Annotated in this window: 26 protein-coding genes; 17 read left to right on the forward strand and 9 right to left on the reverse strand. The window is 43.7% G+C overall.

Translation table 11 applies throughout. The features are described 5' to 3' along the window. Window positions 1–67: 67 nt before the first annotated feature. On the forward strand, window positions 68–703 hold the full coding sequence (locus tag C0638_RS15250; RefSeq protein WP_058711611.1) for a hypothetical protein: 636 nt from the start codon (window positions 68–70) through the stop codon (window positions 701–703). A gap of 97 nt (window positions 704–800) precedes the next feature. On the opposite strand, the gene C0638_RS15255 is transcribed toward C0638_RS15250, so the two are convergent. Next, window positions 801–1,730, reverse strand: coding sequence for an AraC family transcriptional regulator (locus tag C0638_RS15255; protein ID WP_058711610.1), 930 nt, complete (start codon window positions 1,728–1,730; stop codon window positions 801–803). Between the two features lie 350 nt (window positions 1,731–2,080). On the opposite strand from C0638_RS15255, the gene C0638_RS15260 reads away from it, so the two are divergent. From C0638_RS15260 to C0638_RS15270, 3 genes are all read left to right on the forward strand, one after another. Next, entirely contained in the window at window positions 2,081–2,818 is a 738-nt protein-coding gene (locus tag C0638_RS15260) for an SDR family oxidoreductase (protein WP_040103170.1), read from the forward strand. Window positions 2,819–3,047: 229 nt separating this feature from the next. Next, window positions 3,048–3,326 (forward strand): ArsR/SmtB family transcription factor, encoded by a 279-nt coding sequence (locus C0638_RS15265; protein WP_013311367.1) that lies wholly within the window; start codon window positions 3,048–3,050, stop codon window positions 3,324–3,326. A gap of 73 nt (window positions 3,327–3,399) precedes the next feature. Beyond that, window positions 3,400–4,572, forward strand: coding sequence for an MFS transporter (locus tag C0638_RS15270; RefSeq protein WP_058710331.1), 1,173 nt, complete (start codon window positions 3,400–3,402; stop codon window positions 4,570–4,572). A gap of 100 nt (window positions 4,573–4,672) precedes the next feature. Here the strand turns inward: C0638_RS15270 and C0638_RS25745 are convergent, their stop codons facing one another. After that, complete coding sequence (locus tag C0638_RS25745; protein WP_233902211.1) at window positions 4,673–5,143, reverse strand: GNAT family N-acetyltransferase; 471 nt, start codon at window positions 5,141–5,143, stop codon at window positions 4,673–4,675. 429 nt (window positions 5,144–5,572) lie between these two features. Continuing rightward, entirely contained in the window at window positions 5,573–5,752 is a 180-nt protein-coding gene (locus C0638_RS15285; RefSeq protein ID WP_013311365.1) for a hypothetical protein, read from the reverse strand. Between the two features lie 182 nt (window positions 5,753–5,934). Between C0638_RS15285 and C0638_RS15290 the strand changes: the two genes are divergently transcribed. Continuing rightward, a complete protein-coding gene (locus tag C0638_RS15290) occupies window positions 5,935–6,306 on the forward strand; it encodes a hypothetical protein (protein ID WP_058710332.1) in 372 nt (123 codons plus the stop codon). Window positions 6,307–6,516: 210 nt separating this feature from the next. On the opposite strand, the gene C0638_RS15295 is transcribed toward C0638_RS15290, so the two are convergent. Next, entirely contained in the window at window positions 6,517–7,518 is a 1,002-nt protein-coding gene (locus tag C0638_RS15295; RefSeq protein WP_058710333.1) for a chitosanase, read from the reverse strand. Between the two features lie 420 nt (window positions 7,519–7,938). On the opposite strand from C0638_RS15295, the gene C0638_RS15300 reads away from it, so the two are divergent. Genes C0638_RS15300 through C0638_RS15315 form a run of 4 tightly spaced genes read left to right on the forward strand, consistent with a single transcriptional unit; the run spans window position 7,939 to window position 10,133 of the window. Continuing rightward, complete coding sequence (locus tag C0638_RS15300; RefSeq protein ID WP_058710298.1) at window positions 7,939–8,742, forward strand: isocitrate lyase/PEP mutase family protein; 804 nt, start codon at window positions 7,939–7,941, stop codon at window positions 8,740–8,742. Window positions 8,743–8,762: 20 nt separating this feature from the next. Beyond that, on the forward strand, window positions 8,763–9,323 hold the full coding sequence (locus C0638_RS15305) for a bifunctional transcriptional activator/DNA repair enzyme AdaA (RefSeq protein ID WP_058710297.1): 561 nt from the start codon (window positions 8,763–8,765) through the stop codon (window positions 9,321–9,323). A gap of 23 nt (window positions 9,324–9,346) precedes the next feature. Further along, a complete protein-coding gene (locus tag C0638_RS15310; RefSeq protein WP_013372407.1) occupies window positions 9,347–9,874 on the forward strand; it encodes a methylated-DNA--[protein]-cysteine S-methyltransferase in 528 nt (175 codons plus the stop codon). Next, the gene (locus C0638_RS15315) at window positions 9,846–10,133 is read left to right on the forward strand and encodes an antitoxin Xre/MbcA/ParS toxin-binding domain-containing protein (protein ID WP_058710296.1); all 288 of its coding nucleotides are present in this window, start codon (window positions 9,846–9,848) and stop codon (window positions 10,131–10,133) included. Before C0638_RS15310 ends, C0638_RS15315 begins: the two co-directional genes overlap by 29 nt. 114 nt (window positions 10,134–10,247) lie before the next feature. On the opposite strand, the gene C0638_RS15320 is transcribed toward C0638_RS15315, so the two are convergent. After that, window positions 10,248–10,805, reverse strand: a complete 558-nt coding sequence (locus tag C0638_RS15320) for a YdhK family protein (protein WP_058710295.1) — start codon at window positions 10,803–10,805, stop codon at window positions 10,248–10,250. Window positions 10,806–11,093: 288 nt separating this feature from the next. On the opposite strand from C0638_RS15320, the gene C0638_RS15325 reads away from it, so the two are divergent. After that, complete coding sequence (locus C0638_RS15325; RefSeq protein WP_025679282.1) at window positions 11,094–11,933, forward strand: MetQ/NlpA family ABC transporter substrate-binding protein; 840 nt, start codon at window positions 11,094–11,096, stop codon at window positions 11,931–11,933. 66 nt (window positions 11,934–11,999) lie between these two features. Next, entirely contained in the window at window positions 12,000–13,175 is a 1,176-nt protein-coding gene (locus C0638_RS15330; RefSeq protein WP_058710294.1) for an aminotransferase class I/II-fold pyridoxal phosphate-dependent enzyme, read from the forward strand. 193 nt (window positions 13,176–13,368) lie between these two features. Here C0638_RS15330 and C0638_RS15340 read toward each other — a convergent pair whose 3' ends face one another. The 4 genes from C0638_RS15340 to C0638_RS15355 all read right to left on the reverse strand — a co-directional run bounded on the left by C0638_RS15340 (window position 13,369) and on the right by C0638_RS15355 (window position 16,827). Beyond that, complete coding sequence (locus C0638_RS15340) at window positions 13,369–13,854, reverse strand: DUF5381 family protein (RefSeq protein WP_058710293.1); 486 nt, start codon at window positions 13,852–13,854, stop codon at window positions 13,369–13,371. Continuing rightward, the gene (locus C0638_RS15345; protein WP_058710292.1) at window positions 13,847–14,683 is read right to left on the reverse strand and encodes a hypothetical protein; all 837 of its coding nucleotides are present in this window, start codon (window positions 14,681–14,683) and stop codon (window positions 13,847–13,849) included. Before C0638_RS15345 ends, C0638_RS15340 begins: the two co-directional genes overlap by 8 nt. A gap of 34 nt (window positions 14,684–14,717) precedes the next feature. After that, window positions 14,718–15,803, reverse strand: a complete 1,086-nt coding sequence (locus C0638_RS15350) for a WXG100 family type VII secretion target (RefSeq protein ID WP_025679278.1) — start codon at window positions 15,801–15,803, stop codon at window positions 14,718–14,720. A gap of 274 nt (window positions 15,804–16,077) precedes the next feature. Next, window positions 16,078–16,827, reverse strand: a complete 750-nt coding sequence (locus C0638_RS15355) for an MORN repeat-containing protein (RefSeq protein ID WP_058710291.1) — start codon at window positions 16,825–16,827, stop codon at window positions 16,078–16,080. Between the two features lie 157 nt (window positions 16,828–16,984). Here C0638_RS15355 and C0638_RS15360 point away from each other — a divergent pair, with 157 nt between their 5' ends. The 6 genes from C0638_RS15360 to C0638_RS15385 all read left to right on the forward strand — a co-directional run bounded on the left by C0638_RS15360 (window position 16,985) and on the right by C0638_RS15385 (window position 21,393). After that, on the forward strand, window positions 16,985–17,911 hold the full coding sequence (locus C0638_RS15360; protein WP_058710290.1) for a cell division protein ZipA C-terminal FtsZ-binding domain-containing protein: 927 nt from the start codon (window positions 16,985–16,987) through the stop codon (window positions 17,909–17,911). Window positions 17,912–17,922: 11 nt separating this feature from the next. Continuing rightward, on the forward strand, window positions 17,923–18,633 hold the full coding sequence (locus tag C0638_RS15365; RefSeq protein ID WP_233902212.1) for a DUF1963 domain-containing protein: 711 nt from the start codon (window positions 17,923–17,925) through the stop codon (window positions 18,631–18,633). A gap of 24 nt (window positions 18,634–18,657) precedes the next feature. Next, window positions 18,658–19,128 carry a DUF6097 family protein gene (locus C0638_RS15370; RefSeq protein ID WP_058710288.1) on the forward strand — a complete coding sequence of 157 codons (471 nt, stop codon included), beginning with the start codon at window positions 18,658–18,660 and terminating at the stop codon, window positions 19,126–19,128. Window positions 19,129–19,178: 50 nt separating this feature from the next. Next, window positions 19,179–19,649: a hypothetical protein gene (locus C0638_RS15375; RefSeq protein WP_058710287.1), complete on the forward strand. Its 471-nt coding sequence runs from the start codon at window positions 19,179–19,181 to the stop codon at window positions 19,647–19,649. Between the two features lie 34 nt (window positions 19,650–19,683). Beyond that, window positions 19,684–20,481: a hypothetical protein gene (locus C0638_RS15380; protein ID WP_058710286.1), complete on the forward strand. Its 798-nt coding sequence runs from the start codon at window positions 19,684–19,686 to the stop codon at window positions 20,479–20,481. A gap of 123 nt (window positions 20,482–20,604) precedes the next feature. After that, entirely contained in the window at window positions 20,605–21,393 is a 789-nt protein-coding gene (locus C0638_RS15385) for a YwiC-like family protein (protein WP_043886028.1), read from the forward strand. Window positions 21,394–21,399 lie beyond the last annotated feature (6 nt).

Here is a 21,399-nt window from a genome sequence, read left to right on the forward strand (position 1 = left end):
TCCTGCTCCGTCATACCAATAGATGAGCGGTCGCAGGTGTAAAAGGTGTGGATAGGAGAGTGGATTCGTGTCAAAAGGTAGCGTGTTTGTTTCTGTAGCTTGTACTATACTATTGCTGGCTGTAATCATAGGGTGTACTCCCCATGCTGACCCTGCGGCGCCGTCTGAAGCAAGCAATGAGGTGTCTAAGCATAGCGCAGTCAGTACGCAGCGTGCCCAGCAAAGTAAAGAGGAGCTTGTGCTGTCCTTTTATAAGGATTCCTCTCTCAATGATGAAGTAAAGGTACGTCACATTACGGACCAATTGGCAGGTATTGATTGGAGGAAGATGAACGAAATCAGTGAACATCAAAGCATGGAAATTATCGAATATTTGTATAAGCAGCGTGCTTTGATTCCTTCGGAAAGTTTCCCCAATGTGATTAAGGGCACTGCCGGCTTGGATGGAGCGTTAACTGAAGAATACGATAATCTTATGGGAGATTTGTTCACAAGAGACAGAACTGCGATGACCCGAGCATTGGCAAATATGGACAAAGCCAACCGTGTACAAGGTATAGGGGGCATCGGGTATGCTCTCAGCTATAGAGACCCCAAGGAAGTCAAGAAAGAGATTCAACAATGGCAGGCTGGGCAACAGCTTACTACGGCAGAGAAGGATGTTATTCGTGCTCTGTTCGCCAAGCTGGATAATCCCTATTGATGCTGAATGAGTGATGAGCTTTGCCTCGAAGTATATAAAATGAAAAGCTGCTTCTCTACCCGAGGCAGCTTTTTTGTGCTGTTTTTACATCCTGCGATTATGATTGGAGGTGATCCTGGTCTACACGCAAGCGCTTGGTATCACGAATTGGAGGCAGGCCGAACAAGCGAGCGTATTCACGACTGAATTGAGAGGGACTCTCGTAGCCTACCTGAAAACCGACATCTGCCGCATCTGCTGATTCAGATAACAACAGGCGACGAGCTTCTTGCAGACGTAATTGTTTTTGATATTGCATGGGGCTCATAGCCGTAACCTCTTTAAAATGACGATGTAGCGACGAAGGACTCATACTAGCCAGTTGGGACAATTCCTCAATTCGCAACGGCTTATCATAATCTTGTTTAATTCGCTTTATGACTTCTGCGATCCGGCTTGAATGGCTGCCAGTCATGACCAGTTGTTTTAAGGATTCCCCCTGCTTCCCCTGTAAAATCCTATACAATATCTCACGAATGACTAATGGAGCCAGCACCGGAATATCCTGCGGTCTTTCCAAAAGATGTACGAGCCTTACCACGGCATCCAGCAGTAGGGAGTTGGTTTGACTTACATACAAGCCTCGTCTGGAATCAGGTATTGAGGTAGTAGGAAAAGTAGACTCCTTGATGAGATCCAAAACCTGATGTGGATCAAAATTGAGTCGAAGACACAAATAAGGAGCATCAGTTGATGCTTGTATGACCTGCCCGGAAATGGGTAAATCCACCGAAACCACAAGGTAGTCGGATGTGCCGTAATAGTAACTTTCCTCTGCGAGTATCACAACTTTTCTCCCCTGAGCCACAATGCATAAGGCGGGTTCATGAACCTGATAAATCGGAACGGTGGTATTCGAACTTCGGACGAAGTAAAGTGAAGGGATATCTGTAGCGTGAACTCCGTCGTGACTTGTAAATTGTTCTATGAGACTGGGCAATTCGGCTTGCTTTTCCGTAGTAGAACTCCTAATTTCGGTTGCTTTCACTAGGACCCTCCCTTTTTCACAACGTAGCTAATCTTCACTCTTCAGTGGACAATTCACTTTAAGATGCGCTTTGTTTTTCGATATCGATTTGAATTCATATTAAGTGTATTTGGAGGATTAGGCAATAATTTGCTCTGATTCTTCTACCAGCCCGATGGACATTCCTCTCATAATAAGATGCAGATACAACACCTAATGAGCAATTAAGAAAAATAAAAGTGCAAAGGAGTGAAATAGTCATGGAGAGCAACAAAGCGGAAAAAAGTGTACACGCTTCTCAGTATCCCTATATAGGGATGTGGGTAACTTATCGTTTTTCAGTAACATTTTAAACTAAAGGAGGAACAAGCATGTTAAATATTAAAGGGAAAGTCGCAGCTATTACAGGGGCAAGCAGTGGAATCGGTGAAGCTACTGCTCGTTTACTTGCTCAACATGGGGCTCATGTGGTATTAGGGGCCAGACGCACAGAACGATTGGAGGTTCTTACCTCCGAAATTCGTTCAAAAGGGGGATCCGCTGATTATCTGCAACTGGATGTGACCCAAAGGGAGCAGATGGAAGCGTTCATTAAGTATACTGAAAAACGATTTGGACGTGTGGATGTCATTGTGAACAATGCGGGAGTGATGCCTCTTTCAAAATTGGAAGCCCTGAAGGTAGAAGAATGGGACCGCATGATTGATGTTAATATACGAGGCGTTCTGCATGGGATCGCGGCAGGGCTTCCCATTATGAAAAAGCAAGGATTTGGTCAGTTTATCAATATTGCCTCTATTGGCGCGTATAGTGTAACTCCGACTGCAGCAGTATACTGCGCAACGAAGTATGCAGTTCGGGCCATTTCCGAAGGATTGCGTATGGAGGTTGGAGGAAATATTCGTGTAACACTGGTATCACCGGGAGTAACTGAATCCGAGCTTGCCGACAGTATTTCTGATGAAGAGGCCCGGCAGGGAATGAAAGAATACCGCCGTATTTCAATTTCGCCGGATGCCATTGCTCGTTCCATTGTGTATGCCATGGAGCAGCCTACAGATGTAGATGTGAATGAAATCATTGTCAGACCCACGGCAAGTCCGAATTAACACCATGAAATGAAATCCGTAGTTCATCTTTGCATTTAGATTGTTTGGTCCTCTATCTTTATGGATGGGGGATTATTTTATTATAAGTATGAGAAAGACCATTATTCACACTATAGAGTTCAAAAAAGATGTGACTTTACCATAACGGGTTTACTTTTACCAAAGTTTGTGTTAACTTAATTTCGACAAACATCGAAATTAAGGCTGGAACTGAAGGGAGACGAACAGGGTGAAAGATACAACAGAGATGCAGCAAGCTGTAAAAATATATAAAGCACTTGGAGAACCGACTCGTCTCAAGATAGCACTTCTGTTAAAAGAGGAAAGTGACCAATGCTGCTCTGTGCTGGGCGAGAAGCTGAACAGTGTAGCTATTTCAACGCTATCGCACCATCTGAAGCAAATGGCAGAGTCGGGGCTGCTCACATACCGTAAAGAGGGGACGTTTATTTATTACAGTTTGGATGTGGAAGCAGCACAGAAATATGCCCCGTTTCTGATCACATAATTTTTTTTAGTCTTTATTTCGATATTTGTAAAAATATAAAAATACAAAAAAGGAAAGAGGCGTTATTTACAAAATGCAGAGCACGTGGAAAGTGTATATTTTGGCAATTGTTAGTTTTTTGGTAGGCACATCCGAATACATTATCTCAGGCATTTTGGATCAGATTGCGACAACCATGGGGATTACAGTGTCCGCAGCGGGCCAGCTAATTACAGTCTTTTCTCTTGCTTACGCGATTGGCACGCCGATTCTGATGGCAGTAACCGCTAAATGGGACAGACGCAAGCTACTCTTGAGTTCCCTCGGATTATTTGCCGTAGCCAATGTCCTCTCCTTTGTTTTGCCGGGTTTTGGAATGTTTATCGCTGCACGTATTCTTATGGCCCTCGGGGCAGGGATGGTTGTGGTTACAGCATTGAGCATTGCTGCGAAAATTGCCCCAGCTGGCAAGCAGGCTAGTTCTATTGCTACGGTCACTATGGGTTTTACAGCCTCGCTGATTATCGGGGTGCCGCTTGGAAGAATGATATCTTCTGCATATGGCTGGAAAACCGTATTTCTCGGCATCGCTTTGACAGGGATTATTGCTTTGATCGTTATCGCTATGACAATCCCTCGCTTAAAAGGAGATCAACCGATTCCCTTAATACAGCAGTTTGCTCTTCTGAAGAAGCCTGAAGTTGCTTTGGGATTAGCGATTACCTTCTTTTGGGGAGGGGGATATTCCCTCGCGTATACTTACATTTCACCGTACTTGCTGAATGTATCAGGTGTAGGGGATAATATGCTAAGCTCAGTATTACTTGCCTTCGGGATTGCCAGCCTGATCGGGTCGAAAATCGGTGGATACAGCGCAGATAAAAAGGGTATTTCCTTTACATTATTCGGGGGCATGGTGTTGCATGTCTTTTCCTTGCTTTTACTTCCTGTCGCCGCTCATTCTCTAAGTGTAGTATTTGTCTTACTGATGCTGTGGTCGTTCGCAGCCTGGACAACCGGACCTACTCAACAATATAACTTGGTCACTCTCATACCGGAATCTTCCGGTGTGATGCTGAGTCTCAATCAGTCTATGATGCAGCTTGCTATGGCAGCCGGAGCTGGTATTGGTGGTGTGGCTGTTAGCCAGGTTTCGCTGGCTTCTATCACTTGGTTTGGAGCAGCTGGTGTCGCCATCGCTATGGTAGCTGTATATTTACTTTCACGAAGATCTTCGGTTCACACGGAATTGGGTGTGATAGAATAAAGAAATATAGATAATTGAAGGATGAGCCCAGCGATAGATGGCATCGCTGGGCTTGTTTATTTTGAATGAGCAATCATATGCTCTCTTACAGCAGGAGGGTTTATCCAAACGCAATATCAGTAATTCTGCCGCCTTCCTTAAAACCGATATTTTTATAAACTTGATTGGAAACCGAATTTTTTAAATCTGCATATAGCATTGGAACTAAATGTTCATTTTCTAAAATGGAACATAGCTCTGATACAATTGCGCTGGCAAACCCCTTTTTTCGCAAATTAGGTGGAGTATACACAGCATTAATACGACCATGTCTCGGCGAGCGGTGAGCAATATTGGCCATGGACACGGGTATGTTATTTACAACCCAAAGAAATAAATTCTCTGTCCTGATCGCTGCCTCCGCAGCTGAAATCTGACTTGCTGGATCAACTGAATGGTCTAAAGCCTCCTCTGCAAAGCCAGCTAGAAACTGGGCAACTAACTGTACGTCCTTTGAAATGGCTTGTCGCAGGATTCCCCCAACGCCTGAAGGTTTTTTGTATTCAGGACAGAAATAAGATTCCATGACCATGTGTGTATGTACCTGAGCAGTATGCCGCTCGGCGTAAGCATTTGCGAACTTCTCGACGGTTTCGACATCACCACAGACACCTGGTAGGTTGTTTCCTTTTAAATAACGTAATAGTTGTTCGATATAGGTTAACTGATGGTTGCCGATGATTTGCTGTGAAATCTATAGCCAAGCCTTATGTCCGGGTGATTGAGCGAAAATCATATTTCCATCAGACGTTTTAAGGCATGTTGATTCTTCTGACTCACATATTCGATGAAGCAAATTATATCGAACCTCATCAGCTAAAAATGGATTGTGATTTAATAGATCGTCGTATGGGACTAGCTGCTCAATCATGGATTTGCCTCCCTAAAAATGAGGTTTGATCTAATGTACTTGTATATGCTATGAAAATTAAACTGCTACGAAGTACTGTTGTTATATCTACTAGGACTTAAACTTCCGCGCTATAAGCTTCTTATTCTTTTGTCGCCAAATCCATCTTTCGATAAAGTTTTTTTCTTTTCTTTCCTGAAGCGTTTCTTTCATACCCTTAATGAGAAATTCGGATCTTCGCTTGTCGTTCCTGCTAATTTCACGTAGTTCCTCAATAAATTTATCGTCCATGTCTGCATCTCCGTTAGTTCAGGATTTTCCAAATTACTAAGCTAAATTATACAGAACATATGTTCCTTTTTCAAGTCTGCGTCTACTCTATACAACACATAACCATTTTTAGAAGGATGCGGTGAGGCCCGCGCCAATTCGATAGGGAAGCATATGCTAGATTTGAAAGGAGGAATTACAACATGACTAATAAAGCATATGTATCTCAAACGTATCCACGCCTTACAGTCTACAATGAAGAAAATTTCCGGGGTTCCAGTAGAGTATTCAGAGGGAACCTAGGCATTCGTAATACCGATAACATTCTCGACGGCATCGAAAGTCTGCGTTTCTTTTCTACCAGCAGCAATGCTACACTTGTACTCTTTACTGGCACGCGGTTTAGAGGTAACTTCCGTGTGTATAGGGGAAATCGCAGCATCGCCGACCTGGATGATCTGATTCGCGGGAATGATGTGGAATCTATTATCTCTACCAATCAACGTTTGACATTGCAGCAAATCCGTAATATCCGCAGTACTGGCAGACTGCCAGCTGGCTATCGGGTCATCTAACGGACTCCATTCGACACAATAAACATTTTACAAGACTACTTCAGGAGCTTGCAACTTTCGGGCTTCTGGAGCAGTTTTTCTATTTGTACACAATGCCTACATAATAGAACGATGAGAAGAACTGTATGGAAGAATGAATGGAATGTTATTTTCATGAAAATAAAATAAGGAGGGCATACGATATGCTCTCCTTATTACGTATATGGTTATTTACTTCATTTCCCAATTAGTTACTTTGATTATGGCTACATCTGCGTTCTTAAGATCTGTTTCGCCAGAAGCTAAAAGAGAACTCCATTGTTTCACCCGATTCTTACCATTAGGAGGTTGGTTATAATCGTTGGTATCGACAACCAATGTACGCTTAGCATAGAAGTTAGTCATGAATGTCTTTTCATTCGTGCTATTGCCAGATCGTGAGAGGACTCCTTCAAGACTACCGTCATCACCCGTAGCACCTTGATTGAGTGCAGTGTCGACAAATGATCCAATCGTCAGAGCAGTATTAAATCCGCGCTTCCGGGCTTGCTGCACACTATATTCGATATAGGTGTCATAGAACGTACGCCACATGGCTTCTCTCCAAGCTTCATTATTTTGGAGAGCTTTGATCTTCTTTTTGATTACACTATCGCTATCGCTGAGTTTTAAAATCGAGCCACTCATTTTCCCCTTCAGTCCAGCACGGACTAATCCACCTGCAATGGAAGGATTGCTAGCTCCACTAGCAGCATCAAAAGCTTTGAATAAGGCCGGACCGTCTGGTCCCGTATCATTGGAACCGCCTGTTGTTGCTCCAAAAATACCAATGGTATATCCACGATCATCGCCAATATCTTCGGCATAGCCATAGAATTCAGTCCATTTCAAAGAATCCTGCTCTGGCTTGTTCACTAGCTTCATAATATTATCCCATTGCTCACCGTCGAGTCCTGTATTATCCTTCAGAAACTGAAGTGTTGAAGGTGAGAAATTAGCATCATGATCAATAGCTGTAACCGCTGTTTGGCTAGTAGTCTCCTCGCTGGTGAGGGGGATTTGCTGTATATTTGATTCATTTGTTTCTTGTACTGGAGTTCCGTTTTCTTCAGCAAGAGCCTTGGCGGGTAAGGGGCCGTACAAGCTAGAGAATGAAGCGATTACAGAAAAGCTTAGCAATATCATAAAAAACTTCGTTTTATGGGAAATGAGTTTACTGCTGATTTTAAACATATAACTCCTCCTCTAATAATGTAATTGTGAAAGGCTAAAAGAAATGTTACATATAAAAAAAGTGATGCTGTGTCAGTAGTAAGTAGCAACACCAAATACACTTTTAAAGCTTACGTAGATTAGCATCTAACTCGAATTAATTTAGCAAGATTATAGATAAGAAACATATGATTGAACAGTGCTCGAATAACCATTTTTATTCCATTTTTGTGAATTGTAACTGGATACATTGGCCTAAATCTTCTGTTTTTTAATTCAAAATTAGATTCGTAGAGTGTATGAAAAACAGAAGGAACACTTTAACAGCTCGTTTGCATTCAAGTAATTAGATTAACACAGACCATAAACGCAAGAATGAGGACGAAAACCAATACAGCCTCTTGATAGAATGAGATACATCACCTAACAGGAGGTTATAAATTGAACAAAATACAAGAATTTAACGATTTGCATACATCAGAGGAAATTTTATTTCTAGGGAACGCCTGGGATTTGCTATCTGCCCTGGCTCTGGAAAAAGCAGGCTTTAAGGCGATAGGTACGACAAGTTGGGGAATTGCCAATACGCTTGGGTTTTCAGATGGAGAGCTTATTGATTTTGAACAGCATGTAAGCATCATTCGGACGATTGCAGAGCATGTTCAGATTCCAGTGTCGGCAGATATTGAGGCAGGATATGGGAAGGATGTAGCAACGATTGTTGAGCATGTATTAAGGACAGCCGATGTCGGAGTGGCAGGGATTAATATTGAGGATTCATTAAAACAGCAAAAGGGGCTTCGAGAAGTGAGGGTGCACAGTAACCTGCTGTCCAAAATAAGAGCTGCCTTGGATGTTCATGGGTTTAAAGATTTTTTTATAAACGCAAGAACGGATACATTTTTGCAGATAGAAGCTCCACTTTCGGAGACCATAGAAAGGGCCAAAGCGTATGTGGAAAGTGGTGCGAACGGCATTTTTGTGCCAGGGTTAAAGAATGATGAAGAGATCAGAAAAGTTGTATATCATATACATGCTCCGCTTAATGTTTTATCCTTGCCAGGTCTGACGAATGTCCGCCAGCTTCAGCAGTTAGGAGTCAAAAGGTTTAGCTTTGGAAATGCGTTTTCTGATAAGATAATAGTTGCTTTGCAAAAGAATGCGGAACAGTTGATCAACCTTCGAGATACGTCACATTTATATGATGATTTTGCAAATCCTGAACTAGATGAGTATGAACTATAGAAGGGACGGAATCTTCGATCATGGCTAACCTTAGTCTTTCTTTTGAAGAAATGTGGGATAAAATTATAGCATGTGATCGTAAATATGACGGGGTGTTTTTTACCGCTGTGAAAACAACTCGTATATATTGCCGACCTTCCTGTCGATCCCGAAAACCGAAAAAAATCAATGTCGAGTTTTACTTTGATGTAGACACCGTGGAAAAAGCAGGTTTTCGCGCTTGCAAAAGATGCCAGCCTCATATAGATCATTCGCCGTATATCAGGCTTGTCCAGAATGTGGTTGCTTTTTTAATCAATCATTATAAAGAAAAACTAGTATTGCAGGATATTGCAGACCATGTTGGAATAAGCCCTTTTTATTTGGATCGGATTTTTAAACAGGAAACCTCCGAAACCCCGCGTACGTATTTGGAAAATATAAGAGTAGATAAGGCGTCCTATCTTCTTAAAAATACAGATCTTACGAATCTTGAAATTTGCTATGAGACAGGCTTCCAAAGTCCCTCAAATTTCTATAAGTCGTTTCGCAGCTTGAACCAATGTTCTCCTAGTGAGTATAGGAAGTTACATAAAGATTAGGAATGGAAGGTGGTTATCTTTTTATGAGCAAGCTATCCGTATTGAATTATGTATCGCCGATTGGAGAGATAGAGATACAGGGCACCAAAGAGGCTGTCTATTCTATTATGTTCTCTAATCGGAATGAGCCCTTAACGAGGCTTACAGAAGAGGCTCCAGTCCAAGTATTAGAGGAATGCGCCAGCCAGCTTGACGAGTATTTTAAAGGTGAGCGCTTTAAATTTTCGTTTCCTTATGCTTTTGAAGGTACAGACTTCCAGCAAAAAGTATGGAATGCGCTGGTGACCGTAGGTTACGGTAGAACGACAGCTTATAAAGATATTGCTCTTGCTATTGGAAATGAAAAAGCAATCCGAGCTGTTGGCAGTGCGAATGGCAAAAATAAGCTGAGCATTGTGATTCCATGTCACCGAATTATCGGATCGAATCAGAAACTAACTGGCTATGCAGGGGGCCTATGGAGAAAAGAATGGTTGCTTCAGCATGAGAAGCGTTGTCTGGGATCAAAAGGAGGGCTCATGGATGAGAGAGATATATTTGAAAGAGTTTAAGCCGGAAAGCTGGGCCAACATGGTTCAAATCTATCAGGAGCGATATGATCAGGTAGATCCAGCGGTAAGAGCAAAGGTGGCCAAGAGTGAAATTCCAAAGGAGATTCAGATTGTGCTGCTGCCTGACATGGGCGAATATTTGCTGACTTGGATGGATCGAAAGGTTCCCGCACTTGGTCACGAAACACCGTCGGATTATTTAAAAAGCGAAGAAGGGACCAAAGCACTGAAGGCAGCCATTCTGCGTATGCCGCGTTAAACAACGGACACAAGGAGATACATATGAACACGTCCAAACCCCAATCAAGCTATACAAAGGGAGCCGTTGCCGTGCTCCCTCTGGCGATCACAAGCAACCTGTGATAAAAGAGTTCTAATTGGCTGAAAGCTCACTCTCCGTCACCCATTTATGATTTTTGACAGGCTCTCCTCCTGTAGTCGGCGTGTAATCTACCATATATACGGTCGTTGGTTCAGCGGAATCTATGGTAGCCTTAGCCCCATCCATCCCCTTCATATGATCTGCCGCCAGGATAACTTCCGTTCCCGGTTCATAGGGCTCGCTGCTTGCATCCTTAATCTCTTCATGGATAACCCACTTATGATTAGTCACTTTTTCTCCTCCAGTAGTTGGAGTATAGGAGACTGTATAAGCAGTAGTCGTATAAGCACCCACAATCGTGGCCGTAGCGCCGTTCATGCCTGCCATATGATCGGCTTGCATGGTCGCTTGACTGCCAATTTTGAAGGCTGGATGTTCAGCTTCTTTTAGCCCAGCAGGAAGCTCACTGGAAGTGGAATGGTTCATATCTGATGTGTCGTGCTGTTGACTGCTGTTTGTCGTATGCTCCTGATCTGGCGTGTTACTGTTCCCGCACCCACTCAAAATAATCATGACTGCACCAGCAAGCAAAGCCCATTGTTTTTTCATATTTAAATAGCTCCTTTAGGATTGTATTTACACACTCAATTATACCCCATGGGGGTATAATTGAAACAGAATTATATTACAAACTTGTGAAGTGTTTTGCCTTCAAGCGGAGCGCCTGATGTGATCCTTTTGAGTTATGCGGAAGATGCGTAATTAAATATTGTTGACAGTGAATAAAAAATCATTGTAATATCTACAAAACATATCAAATTACTATGTTTTAAAAAGTTGTAAACATTTTAACTCACTAAAAGTAGATCATAACAAGGAGCAGGGGGAGACATCAAAATGAAGAAACAATGGATTTCATTTATATTGCTACTGGGAGTAGTCATGCTTTTTATTTCAGGCTGTGGCAGCAAGAATACGTCGGGCGGCGCTGCTGGTGAAGAAAAGAAAACACTGCATATCAGCTTTAATCCCGGCCCATATAGCGATCAGTTTAAGAATGGTGTGGCTCCATATTTGGAGAAGAAGGGGTATAAGATTACATATAAAGAGTTTACAGACGGGGTTCAGCCCAATGTAGCCGTGGCTAATGGTGATATTGATGCCAATGTGTTCCAGCATTCGCTCTATCTGGATTCTATGAATAAGCGGGAGAATATTGATCTGGTTGGTGCTGTGCAGGTCCCGACTCCTCCAATGGGATTGTACTCCAGCAAGCATACCAGCCTTGACGAAATCAGCGCTGGCGCCCAAATCAATCTGCCCAACGAGCCAGTTAATATGCTGCGCGCGCTGAACATTTTGAAGGAAGTAGGTTGGATTACGTTAAAGGACAATATCGATCCATTGCAAACCTCGGTGAATGACATCACCTCTAATCCGCATCATCTGCAATTTGTTGCTACCGACCCGGCACAGGGGCCACGTGTACTGGAGGATGTTGATTTTGCGGCTATACAAGGGAACTTTGCTGTATCGAATGGAATGAAGTTGACCTCGGCATTAAAGCTTGAAAATATGACAGACCCGTTCACGAACGTGGTGGCTGTGGACAGCAAGAATAAGGACAAGCCATTTGTCAAAGACATTATTGAGGGATATCATTCAGATGAATTTCAACAGTACATCAAATCGAATCCTGCGTATGAAGGCTACAAGCTGCCAAGCTATTTTAAATAAATGGGTATGATCCTGGCGGGCTGACATTCTCAGTCTATATCTTATGGATAGAAGGTGGAGATAAACGTGATTTTTTCATCCTCTGATCTCGTCAAGGCTCTGCCTGACAACTATTTTAGTGCAATCGATGACAAAGTGAATCTGTATAAAAGCAAAGGAATAGATGTAATTAATTTGGCAGCCGGCAACCCGGATCAGCCAACACCGCCGCATATCATCGACGCTTTGAAGGATGCGGTCGATCAACCGATCAATCAGGGCTACCCGCCTTTTCATGGAAAAAAAAGTACACTGGAGGCAGTCGCTGCGTTCTATAAACGGGAGTATCAGGTGGAGCTGGACCCTGAACGGGAAGTTGCCATATTCAACGGCTCTGCCATAGGTGTAATGGGGATTCCACAGGCGTTGCTGAATCCTGGTGATTGGTTATTGACCACCGATCCGGCATATCCCCAATATTATTCCGCTGCTGCGCTGGCAAGAGCCCATATTCATACGATTCCACTGGATGAGAAGCATGGATTTTTGCCTGATTATACAACCGTGCCGGAAGAAATCGCAGAGCAGGTCAAACTGCTCATGATTAATTATCCGAACAATCCGACAGGAGCCGTAGCTACTGTAGATTTTCTGACGAAGACACTGGATTATGCTGCTCGGTACCAGTTTCCGGTTATGAATGATTTTGCTTACGGTGCTCTTGGCTTTGGCGGACATAAGCCGATTAGTCTATTGCAAATCCCTGGCGGCAAGGAGTATGGTGTCGAGACGTATACAGCTTCCAAAACGTATAACATGGCTGGATGGCGCTTCGGCTTTGCGGTTGGAAATGCGTCCGTCATTGGTGCACTCAAGCATTATCATACGCATGCCTACAGCACTGTTTTTGGTGCGGTACAGGATGCAGGAGCTGTCGCATTGCTGGGCACCCAGGAGCCAGTACGGGAACTCGCGGCGTTATATGAGCGGCGACGTGATGTTCTCATTGCAGCGTTACGAAATATTGGCTGGGATGTAGCTGCTCCCCAAGGGTCCTTTTTTGCCTGGTTCAAGGTGCCGGAGGGGTATACATCGGCTTCCTTTGCAAACTTTTTATTGGATGAGGCGCATGTTGCGGTTGCCCCTGGAGAAGGCTTTGGTCGTGCAGGAGCTTCTCATGTGAGGGTCAGTCTGGTGAATAGTGAAGAAAGACTGCTGGAGGCGGTACAGCGCATCGCAGCAACGGGTGTTTTTCAAGCTTAAGCTGGAATAAAAGAAATTCATGGAGGGATCGAGAAACGAACTTTGAGTATAGCCATATCGGAGCCATGGAAGAAGAAATAGCAGGTTTGAGAGCGCAAATCGAAGGGATAAAGATGACCCAGATTGCGAACGGGATTTTTTATACGGGTCATCTTCAAGGCAAGGAAGTTATTGTGCTGCGTCCATGCAATGTTCAGGAACGTATTTTCTTTGGCTTGCCATACTGGTTAATGAGAGTTCGAAGTTGTTTCCCGGCTTGATTCAATTCCATATCATTCAACACATAATCGGTGCTGACTTCCCAGGTGCTGCGGTCATTCAGATAAAAAATAAAGGCGGGGAAGCGAGGGCGCAGCCATTTACGGATGGAGGCCCCCTCGAATTCGACTTTAGTGATTGCAGACCACGGGACAGTTCGAATACCATCGGAAATACTGTGTTCGTCAAAGATGAACAGGAAGGCTTCCTTACGAAGCGTTCTGCTCAAACAGACCACCAAATAACTACCGAAAAAAGGAATTCCAATAATGGCGGACGTAATAAAGAAGAAGATTTGCAGAGCAGAGATATCTTCGTCGATAAAAATGAGCAACAGCAAAAACAGACAAATCACCACAAACATCAAGCTGCCCAGGGCTTTCCAAAATGCCAAAGATCTGCGATATACAATTTTATCCACGGAATACCGCCTCGTCGGGTACAAACGCCTGAATGAAATGAGTGATCCGTTCTCTCCAGTCTGATTCGGTCACACTTTCAATTCGCAGGCATGGGGTGGCCTGCATATCCAGTTCTGTATTTCTTACAACCCACACATCATTCGTTCCTTTAAGAACAAATAGCAGATTCGTAACGGAAGGACCCTCTTCATCCGTGTCCGTGTATACCATCTGGCTCAAATTATCCAGGCTGCAGTGATTACGATTAAAATCCTCTCGCCAGTCTTGTATCATTTGTTGATCCAACTCTTGAAGTTTCCACGTTGCCATTTGCTGCATCGTGAAGTTGGATGAGGTCAACTCATTCCACTGTTCTTCTGTCAGATCGACGTATCGGCTGTGACCATTGAAGCTGGGAGCCGACAGGCCGAACAATTGATCAATATCGTGATGCCAGTCTTCTGGAGAAGACCAGCGAAAGAAATGGAGTTCATTGTGGCTGGAAAAGTGATACAGAAAACGTTCGTTTCCATGGTGTATCGTTAATGTATTTTGCTTGTCCTGCTGCTCCTTGTATCCACGCAGCATTTGGCGGCTTTGTACCAGATGAGCTAGCATTTCAACAATGAACGCATCAAATTCAAGCTGCTGTTGCCCGTCATCCTGCTGTTCCAACAAGCCTTTGGATACCAGGCTATGTGTTGCAGCATGAAAAAGCAGTTCCCAGCGATCTTCGGTTAGTTCCCCGTAATAGGATTGGAGCAGACCCGAAGCCATATCCTCTGCACCCAGCGCGGTCAAGGCAAAGCCTAGTTCCTCAAGCGTTAAAATTACCGTTTGTTTGTCCATAGTCAGGCTCCTTCTCCATCTGTTAAGTGTATGTTTATTTAAATAGTTTGCTGGCCCAGCGTATCCCTTTTTCGGCGAATTTGGCGACTTTTCCACCTGCCCAGCTCCCCACTGTACCGCCGACGTATGCACCGACGGCTGCACCAACCGGACCGCCGATAGCACCGCCTATGGACCCCAAAACGACAGCTCCGCCATAAGTTGCGGCGGTTTTAATCGCTACGTTAGAAGCAGATACAGCCACATCCGTTCCGGTAAGCTTCCCGCTTTTCCATTTTCCAGCCAGACTGATGCCCTCGCCCACAATATTCATGGTGGCATTAATTGGATATAGCTTTTTGGCGATCATGCCCGGAATTTGGCGTGTTGCTATGCCGTAGCGTCCTTTTTCCACCCCGGCGATGACGTTGCGCGTCCACTGAGGAAAGCTGTTGGCTTTGTTAAACCCAAGGCCGAGCTTACCCATTTGCAGCTTTCCAGCTAAACGATCGAAACCTTTCAAGCCCTTCATCACAATACCTGGTTTAGCGAACTGGCGGTTTATGCTTTTGCCCAAATTACGCATAAAAGCATTGTTACCTTTGCCTTTCACCCATGCCGCATTATGTATAACCGCTCGAGTGGGATTTTTCAGACTTTTCTTGAATTCTACTGTTTTGGTGAGCACAAGTGTGGAAGCCAGACCGCTATAGATCGCTGTTCCGGCAAAGCCCAGTTGCCCTCGCCATTTATTGGCCTCTGACAGGCTGTTAATGGCTATATCTGCGGGATCGTTTCCTTTTTTTCCGGAAGTTGCTCCTTCACTGCTCTTAATCTGTCCGCTTTGATCTCCTTGGTTAATCCCTGTGTCTGCTTGGGTATCTATTTCCTTGAATTTTACTGCAATCGAACGCAGCTCTGTGCTGACAGAACCGACGGTTTGAGTAAAAGCGTCCATTTGTCCACGTGCTTTGTGAAAATCCTGATAAAAGCGCTGCTGTGTCGTTCCTGCCCAGCTATTCTCTAGCATTTGAATATGCTGTGACAGTTGTCCGCAAATTTGTGCCCCCAGCTCACGTGCCTGCGCGAACTGCCTGGAAACCGCCTCTAGTTTCTCAGGAGGAACCATAATTTTAGCCATGATGTCCACCTCGGATGATTAAAATAATTACTTTATATTTTAGTGATTCTAGCGGGAGTTAGCAAAAAAAGGAGGGGGTTTGAGCGAAAAATAAGTCATTTGTATGAGTTCATTGATGGGCATAAGGGAGAATAGTAGGAGTCGTTATGATCCGAAGTTCTTATATGTCATTCATGAAGAAAATGGAAAAAGCCTCTCTTTCTAGTAGGAATTTCTATAAGAAAGAGAGGGCTTCTTGCGTAGAGGCTATTTATATACTGTGCGATACTCTAACTTATTTGAGGGGGACCTGCTTGGACAATTTTTCAAACTGCTGCAAGTGAGGGGTGACCTTGGCGGTAATCCCTTTGAGATACTTGATGGCCGCTTGTCTTTGACGTTCTTTGGTTGCGACCTCTTCAGGGAACATGGAGTATTCCTTTTGAACAGAGCCATTTTTATAATTTACGGAGAAGAGCTCTCCTTGCTGCCATCTTTGGACCAGATCCTGATTACTGTGCAAGATGTTTAGCACTTCTTTTCCATTTTTATAAGTGAAGCTATAGTCTGGATCGGCTACAGCATGGATCACTTGGTAGCCGTTCTGTAATCCATTATCCTGAAAAGTACCTACTTGGATCTGATTCGAACGGATCGTTCCATCCGATTGCGTCACTTTTTCAGTCTGCGTACCCTTACCGCTCATCGTGTCATTGCTCCATGTTCCGTTGTATACGATTTTATGATGTTGTCCATCTGCATCTGTGTATTGATTCATATATTTTCCAGTTCCTGATCGCTTGCCATTCACAAAATCGCCCGAATACTGCTTGTATTCGCTCCATTTGATCGTACCACGTCCATTTGGCTGTCCATTCTCAACTTCTCCGTAGTAAGTCGTCTGTCCGGATAACTGAAGCAGTTCCTTGGTCGCAGCCGCATTCACCGTAGGTATATTATTTACCAACAGCGTTCCTGAAATCAGCGATGCAGACACCACTATAGGCAGGGACAGAGCCTTTCCTTTTTGCCAAAGTTTTTGCATCATGAGTTCTCCCCTTTCGAAGCTTTGAGTTTCTACGAGTCATGTTCAACAACCCAGCACTTTTAACCTATTTTGTGCTTGGTGGTTTATAGTTTAATATAGATTGAGAATTATAGGAAACTATAAAGTAAAAAATAGGTAATAAGGAGGAGGGAATTTGATTTTACCTGAATATGGAAGTGAGGATGTATCGAGCATCCTTGCCGTAGAGTTGGATCATGGGTCTAGAAAGACAATAAAAGGAGTCCATGAAGTGGAGCCTGATTCTAATATCTACTGGCTGATTGATGTGGAATTCAATGGTTTTACGTTGTCAGATGAAGACATTTTGCAATTGCTCAAAGGATATATCGTATACGGGCATGTCCAAGATTTGCAGATATGGACTAGCGTCGGGCGTAGACTAGAAGGCGAATGCCGTTATGATAAAATCTGTATTTGTGTGGATATATTCAACAATGTAGAGATGCAGATTTGTTTGGAAGAAGCCAAGGTTGCTGATTTTATGAACACACTACCGGCGCGATTTCAGGAGAAGGGGACCATTCGTGTGCTTCCTCGGGAGGATGCTGCCCATGCACGTGCAAAAGCGGAAAAGCTACAAGCCTTTACAGATCAGGAGGGTGAGAGGGAACACTTTGTCATGCTTAGGCTGGTAGCGGATCAAGGTCAATCTTATCGTGGAGCGGACATTTGGGATGTCATGCTGAGCCTTGGAATGAAGTGGGGAGATATGGATATTTTCCATGCACACCATCACGGTCCGGGAGGCAATGATGAACTATTTAGCGTACATACGGGAACAGAGCCTGGATTTTTTTGGCTGAGTACACTTGCAGAGGATCGGTTTGCAGATTTGATTTTCAGTATGGATGTGGTAAGAACGGTGCAGCCGCAAGCTGTGTTTGAGGCGATGTGGAAAAGTGCCGAATATGCACGCGCCAGACTCGGCGGAACATTAGTCAATGAACAAGATTTGCCAGCTGTACCGGAAGATTATCTTTGTCAAATTCAAGAGATGGAAGACCGATTAAGTGAGTTTGGATTTAAAGCAGGCGAGTATGCTGTTGCGTTTCTACTCTAGCCTAGAAAGGGGTGATTTCGTTGTCCAGCAAATCTATCGAGAAGCTAAGAACGATTCTAAAACGTAAAGCTACTATTTTTCATACAGGGGGCCGCAGACCGTTAGATTCCCTGGAACAGAGCTGGATTGGCAGAGTTACAGTGGCTTTGCCGGCGGAAGAACAACCCGTTGATGTACAGGGGAATGCTATGGCTCCGATCATGCAATTGTATTTGCCTGCTATGCCTTTTGTTCCACAAGCTATGCGTGATGTCAAGCTGTTGACGGTCTTCCTGTCACCCGATGTTCTGGATCATGAGGACATGGAAGGATATATGTGTATTCGTGAGTATACGTCGGTAGAGGATTTGGTCGAAAAAGATTTTGGGGAGGCATTCATGCATATCAAGGCATTCCCGTTATTCCCCGAGCTCATAGAGAATGACTATCCCGTTTGGGACGGGGAAGACATCCCTGAGGAATATGGTGATGCCCTCAACAACATGGATGAGGAGGAACCCGACTATTTTGAGGACATCGTGGAGGAAATACATGCGGTTCACAAAATCGGTGGCTATCCCAGCTTTATTCAACCAGGCATCGACTTTGGCGAAGGCTATGAATTTATGTTTCAGATTGCGTCAGATGCCAAAGCTGGATTGAATATTGTCGATGGGGGCAGCTTTTATTTTGCCAAGCATCAGAATGAGGGAATCTGGCGGGGTTACTTTGATTTTTACTAAATATTGAAATGGGGTAAAAAAGAGATGAATGTTTTAGGTCAGTTAGGATCTGCCATCCAGAGCAGTCTATTTATTCAATCCGAACTGAAGAAAGCACATGCCTTGATTCAGAAGCACGACCTGCCTGTAGAGCAGGTGGAGGATGATTTTCACAAGCAGATCATCTTGCTGGAGCAATATGCCGGCACTCGCATTTTTCAGCAAGGGCTTGCCAGATACAAAGTAATTAATACAATGCTTTTGATCATATCTGTGATTATATTGCTGGCAGCAGTTATCGTTGCGGCGGTGGAATATTTGCAGCCGGAACGACATCTGCTGCAAGTGTTGGTGAATGCCATGTTCGACTACTGGGTTCCCTCTATTACCATACTTAGTGTTGTATTCGTGGGTGTGATCGTTCTTGCCATCGTTAGAAATGTTTATGCCAGACGATTACATACGCGTATGCTGGATCGGTCCTGGCAGGCCATTTTCCAACATGTGGACAAATGAGGCTAGAGAGCAACTAGTAGATTGTCATACCAGCTTAAGGAGTGGCAGCAATGAATGACTGGGAATCGGGAATCATTCAAGTTGATAATGAGCACGCGTTTTATTCTTCTTTAACGGAAGATCAGTTGTTAGAGACTGCTTTGTACACGAAATATTTTCATTCTGTAAGAAAGCTAGGAAATGGGTACATTTGGTACCATTTTGATCAGGTTCCTTTGCTGCACCGGCATTTTTTTGTGTCTGTATGCTTTAAGGATACAACCCTAATTGTTGTGGAGATTTCGCTCCAGGGCAATGAATTTCCAACCTCATGGGATAATTGGTCTGAGGAAGGGGAGAGAAAGCGGCAAAGGGAGCATGATCGTTTGTTAGAACAACATTTGTCCATGAAGCCGAGCTATCGTCAAACCAAGCCCTACCCCTATATGGAATATGAACTGAACTGGGGGAAAATCTCTTCTTATTTTGACCCCCGGTCGGGAAATACGGCCATTGCTTTTAAGTATAAAGATGATTGTTGAAGGTGAGAGTGTCAGACGAGTAAGGAGAAGTGTGATGGATAAAAAAGCAAAGAAAATACTTATGAACACTTTCTGGTCCTCCAGCGGCTGGAAGCAGGAGAGGGAACCTTTTTCGGGTGAGGATTTTGAATATGCCAAAAGTATGGGCTTGATGTTCGATCCGATCACCATTACACATGATGAGATTATAAAAAGGTTATATGAGCTGCACCAGCAAAAGGCTACAAAAGAGCGAGTGGCAGCAGCGTTTTTACACAGTCTTTCCACGAAAAAAGTCCATTTACGAAGCGCCTTATCGAGCTGGGCATTAACCGTAAAACTGCCTTTGCACACCTATAGGGAGCGGCCTGTCGTCCTGCCCAATTACAGCAGCTGTGGGGATTGTAATTTTCATAAACTAATGTCCGATAAGGAATACGTCAATAAGGATTTGAATGTACTGAATTTTGAACGAATCAAATGGGGAGGTATTCGGCTGAATCACCTTCTTTATTGCTGGATGGACCTTGAATTGTTCAGTCAAGAGGAGGAGTTCCAGGTTACTGATGAGGATCTTGTAATACTTCACAGCATGCTGGAAGCGGTTCAGGACTGTGAGGCTCAGAACGGTCCACGACAATTGGAGAAGCGCTGGAAAGATGTGCTCCCATCCAGTAAAAATGAACGCGATGTGGCTATGGAAGTATGGGGATATGCAGGATTGCTCACACCACGGGACACACCTCGCAGGCGCCGCGGCGGCAATGATGATTTTTGTTCGGTAGCAGCCTGGCAAGGAGATGACGGATACTCACAGGAAGCGCTCGACTATTACTTCGGTACGTTTTTATAAAGAAAGTGAAGGTTTATCTTCAGGTTAGGCTATTCCCCCAAACAAATAAGGGAACTCCCTGATTGGTTCAATTGGACAGAATACTTAGAATTAAAGTAGGGTGAAAAATTGAACTTTGGGGGAATGGATGATGAGTCGATTAACCGTAGCTACAAAGATGTTACACATTGTGAAAAAAGGATCAAGACTTTGAAAGGGATCAGTAGATACATCCCCAATCAGCATGGAGCTTGGGCAATGCTCATTCTTCCATTTTTGTTTGGCTTAGCTGCTTCTCCAAAACAATTCATTCATATACCTCTATTCGTATGCTGGTTTTTTATCTATTTATTTAGTTTTCCTGTTCTCCAATGGATCAAAACAGGAAACAGTAAAAGATACCGTAAACCTGTTGTTATTTACGGAGCAATACTCCTTCCTCTTTTAGCTTCTCTAGTATGGGTTAAACCTGCGTTGATCTGGTATGGAGTTCTGCTTCTGTTCTTTTTTATGGCTAATATGTATTACGCCAAAATGAAGAATGAGCGTGCTTTGTTAAATGACATTGCCGCGATTCTGCTTTTCTGCTCTTTTATATATCCTGTTGTTCATATTGGAGAAGGCGGAGATTGGACGCTAACCACAGAGCTGTTTTTGCTGTTGGTGTGTTATTTCATAGGAACGGCTCTTTATGTTAAAACGATCATCCGTGAAAGAAAAAATCCACGTTACTATTATGCGTCTATTATCTATCATCTGATCATTGTGCTGTTTGCCGCCTGGATCAAGGTGTTTTTGGTTATTCCATTTTTAATTTTGTTCATACGAGCTATATGGCTTCCTAAGTTCGAGTTAAAGGCAAAGCATGTAGGCATGGCTGAAATTGGATTTTCATTGATGCTCTATGTATCTGTGCTGTTTTTATATTTTTAAAAAGGA

Source organism: Paenibacillus sp. lzh-N1 (assembly GCF_002872435.1).
Classification (GTDB): Bacteria; Bacillota; Bacilli; order Paenibacillales; family Paenibacillaceae; genus Paenibacillus; species Paenibacillus polymyxa_C.

What these genes read in the sequence shown, in the direction of transcription:
- C0638_RS15325 (WP_025679282.1), top strand. Translation starts at nt 11,094, where the DNA reads ATGAAGAAACAATGGATTTCATTTATATTGCTACTGGGAGTAGTCATG.
- C0638_RS15355 (WP_058710291.1), bottom strand. Translation starts at nt 16,827, where the DNA reads ATGCAAAAACTTTGGCAAAAAGGAAAGGCTCTGTCCCTGCCTATAGTG.
- C0638_RS15290 (WP_058710332.1), top strand. Translation starts at nt 5,935, where the DNA reads ATGACTAATAAAGCATATGTATCTCAAACGTATCCACGCCTTACAGTC.
- C0638_RS15370 (WP_058710288.1), top strand. Translation starts at nt 18,658, where the DNA reads ATGAATGTTTTAGGTCAGTTAGGATCTGCCATCCAGAGCAGTCTATTT.
- C0638_RS15260 (WP_040103170.1), top strand. Translation starts at nt 2,081, where the DNA reads ATGTTAAATATTAAAGGGAAAGTCGCAGCTATTACAGGGGCAAGCAGT.
- C0638_RS15345 (WP_058710292.1), bottom strand. Translation starts at nt 14,683, where the DNA reads ATGGACAAACAAACGGTAATTTTAACGCTTGAGGAACTAGGCTTTGCC.
- C0638_RS15310 (WP_013372407.1), top strand. Translation starts at nt 9,347, where the DNA reads ATGAGCAAGCTATCCGTATTGAATTATGTATCGCCGATTGGAGAGATA.
- C0638_RS15350 (WP_025679278.1), bottom strand. Translation starts at nt 15,803, where the DNA reads ATGGCTAAAATTATGGTTCCTCCTGAGAAACTAGAGGCGGTTTCCAGG.
- C0638_RS15270 (WP_058710331.1), top strand. Translation starts at nt 3,400, where the DNA reads ATGCAGAGCACGTGGAAAGTGTATATTTTGGCAATTGTTAGTTTTTTG.
- C0638_RS25745 (WP_233902211.1), bottom strand. Translation starts at nt 5,143, where the DNA reads ATGGTCATGGAATCTTATTTCTGTCCTGAATACAAAAAACCTTCAGGC.
- C0638_RS15305 (WP_058710297.1), top strand. Translation starts at nt 8,763, where the DNA reads ATGGCTAACCTTAGTCTTTCTTTTGAAGAAATGTGGGATAAAATTATA.
- C0638_RS15295 (WP_058710333.1), bottom strand. Translation starts at nt 7,518, where the DNA reads ATGTTTAAAATCAGCAGTAAACTCATTTCCCATAAAACGAAGTTTTTT.
- C0638_RS15285 (WP_013311365.1), bottom strand. Translation starts at nt 5,752, where the DNA reads ATGGACGATAAATTTATTGAGGAACTACGTGAAATTAGCAGGAACGAC.
- C0638_RS15315 (WP_058710296.1), top strand. Translation starts at nt 9,846, where the DNA reads ATGAGAGAGATATATTTGAAAGAGTTTAAGCCGGAAAGCTGGGCCAAC.
- C0638_RS15385 (WP_043886028.1), top strand. Translation starts at nt 20,605, where the DNA reads ATGGATGATGAGTCGATTAACCGTAGCTACAAAGATGTTACACATTGT.
- C0638_RS15320 (WP_058710295.1), bottom strand. Translation starts at nt 10,805, where the DNA reads ATGAAAAAACAATGGGCTTTGCTTGCTGGTGCAGTCATGATTATTTTG.
- C0638_RS15375 (WP_058710287.1), top strand. Translation starts at nt 19,179, where the DNA reads ATGAATGACTGGGAATCGGGAATCATTCAAGTTGATAATGAGCACGCG.
- C0638_RS15380 (WP_058710286.1), top strand. Translation starts at nt 19,684, where the DNA reads ATGGATAAAAAAGCAAAGAAAATACTTATGAACACTTTCTGGTCCTCC.